The organism is Vibrio sp. Vb1574, from assembly GCF_033338675.1.
Genome location: NZ_JAWOTC010000493.1, coordinates 1 through 1,018 on the forward strand (window position 1 = coordinate 1; position 1,018 = coordinate 1,018).

The 1,018-nt window shown below is 48.2% G+C and carries 1 protein-coding gene; it reads left to right on the top strand.

Annotated elements, in window-relative coordinates; all coding sequences use genetic code 11:
• A partial coding sequence (locus R7O12_RS27100) for a sensor histidine kinase (RefSeq protein WP_318127149.1) occupies nt 1-1,018 on the top strand: 1,018 nt, incomplete at both ends.

Here is a 1,018-nt window from a genome sequence, read left to right on the forward strand (position 1 = left end):
GAGCTGGCGAAGTTTGAACAAATTCCCAATTTGCTTAGCCATGACCCACGCCTGCTTGAAGCCGTTGAGAAAGGTGCCCCGTCAACAGAACTGAACTTACTGTTGGCGCAATGGCTGAAGCAAAGTTTGGCCGATACCATTTATGTCCATGATAAAACAGGCTTGGTTATCGCTTCGAGTAACTATCAACAGGCGGATACGTTTGTCGGTTCGAGTTTTAGTTATCGTCCTTACTTTAAAAATGCCCGTCGTGGTGAGCCTGCTCAATACGTGGGGTTAGGAGTGCGCTCCAACAAACGGGGTTACTTCTTTTCCTCTCCACTATGGTTGAACGGCGATGTCATCGGCGTCATCACGGTAAAAGTGAATTTGGAGCAGTTGGAGCAGCGCCTTGCACAAAGTGGCGCAGACGTTTTGGTGACCGACAAACACAACGTAGTGTTTATGAGCAACCTACCCGACTGGCGCTATCGCGCACTGTTTCCACTCTCACCAACGGCCATCAATGAACTGACTGAAACTCGCCAATACGGTGACACGTTGCCCGAATATTACGGCGAGCTTACCGCGCAAAGTGACGAAAGTGAGTTTGCGGATAACCAATTATTGCTGTCACCAAACTACCTCGCGTACGCAACACATTTGTTGGATAAAGGCTTTCGCGTTGTAGCGTTAATCAATCACCACACCGTACTGACGGCAGTATTGCAAGCAGATGTAGTCTATTTGATTTTATACGCGCTGATTGCACTGATCGCATTGGCATGGTTTCAGATGTTGGTGAACAAGGCACGTCTTGCCAATCTCAATGTGAGCTTGGAAGAAAAAGTCATGCAACGCACGGTTGTACTAAGTGAAGCAAACCACAAATTGCAGCAAACGGTTCGTCAGTATGAACAAAGCCAGCAAGAGCTAAGGCAAACTCAGCAAGAGCTGACTCAAGCCGCCAAACTTGCTTTGCTGGGAGAGTTGTCTGCCAGTATCAACCACGAGATAAACCAACCACTTGCCGCGCTGA